The sequence below is a fragment of the Thiocapsa roseopersicina genome (genome assembly GCF_900106925.1).
Lineage (GTDB): Bacteria > Pseudomonadota > Gammaproteobacteria > Chromatiales > Chromatiaceae > Thiocapsa > Thiocapsa roseopersicina.
This window is the reverse complement of the sequence record NZ_FNNZ01000079.1, coordinates 1-1,400: the sequence shown is the minus strand read 5'-3', so window position 1 is coordinate 1,400 and position 1,400 is coordinate 1. Positions and strand designations below refer to the sequence as shown.

1 protein-coding gene is annotated in these 1,400 nt (G+C 67.1%); it reads right to left on the bottom strand.

Annotated features, from left to right (window positions below; all coding sequences use genetic code 11):
* On the bottom strand, nucleotides 1-1,400 hold a 1,400-nt coding region (locus BLV04_RS24215), incomplete at both ends, for an MltF family protein (RefSeq protein WP_093038697.1).

Here is a 1,400-nt window from a genome sequence, read left to right as displayed (position 1 = left end):
ATCCCCGACCTTGCCTTCGCTCAGCAGCTTGTAGGCCACGTAGTACTTGTAGATGTTGCGCACGTAGACGACCGGCTCGCGGCTCACCACCTTGGCGGCCGCGATCTCGACGTTGTCGAGCCACACGTCGGGGTCGAGCCCCAGTGTCGCGGCGCGCTTGCGCGCTTTGGCGATGTTGCCGGGGCCGGCGTTGTAGGCGGCAAAGCTGAATAGGGTCTGGTCCAGGGCCGACAAGGCAGGATCGCCGAAATAGCGGTCGCGCAGAAGGCGCAGGTACTTCACGCCGGCATGGATGTTGGGCTCCTGCAGATGGATCTCCGGGATGGCCACGTTGGGGTCCCGCGCGGTCGCGGGCATGACCTGCATCACGCCGACGGCCCGGGCGGGGCTGCGCTTGCTTTGGTCCAGGCGAGACTCCTGATAGCCCTGGGCCGCGATCATGAGCCAGTCGAAGTCGTACTTGCCGGCATAGGTCTTCAGCAGGCCCACGACCTCATTGAATCGCTCGCGGTCCTCGGGGGCGAGGGCGTTCTTCGCCCACTCCGCATTCTTGAGGTAGCGGGTGAGCAGGATATTGCCCAGCTTGGTGCCCTTGCGCGCCTCGGCGATATAGGCGTTCACCACGGCCTTGAGCTGCGGGCTGTCCTGGCGCATGGCCCAGGCGATGTGCTGGTCGGAGGCCAGTACCAGGTCGTCGCGCACGCGCACCTTGTCGAAGACTTGGGCGAAGAGGCGCGCCGCCGGCTCGTCGGCGATGGTGGCGGGGATGATCCCGGTCCCGACCATCTCGATCAGATCGTCGTCGGTGAGATGCTCATCCACTTCGACCACGGGATAGGGCGCCTTGCCGGCCGCGACGCGCTGGGCGTTGAGGGCGGCGAGGTGCTCGAAGAAGCTGGTGGAGCGGCGCAGGTACACCGCCGAGGCGAGCATGTCCTCCGCCGTCCTGACCTCGGGCGCCGCGGGGCCGATGACGAGCACCTCGCGGATCTTGGTGTGGATCGGCTCGCTGAAGTCCACCAGTGCGCGGCGCCCCTCCGTGACCGTGATGGTGCCGGCCGCCAGATCGGCCAGACCTTCCGTCAACATCGGCAGCAGCCGGGCGCGGTTGGTGGGCAGGATCACCAGCGTAAGATGGCCCGCCTCACGACCGAGCCGCTTCTTTTTTAGAAACGGCTCGAAGGCCATGACGCTGTCGTAGGTCAGGCCCCGCTGATCGGCCCCGTCCATGAAGTAGGTGGTGAGGCCGTAGGGGATGGCGACCCGGAGCATGCCTCGCTTGAGGATCCCGTCGAGATCACCGCGCCAGGGGGTCAGGGCCTGACTCAGGATGGGGTCATCCGGCTCATCGGCGGGCGCCGCCGCGGTATCGGGCTCCTGCGCCGCGAGCATCGGTGCGA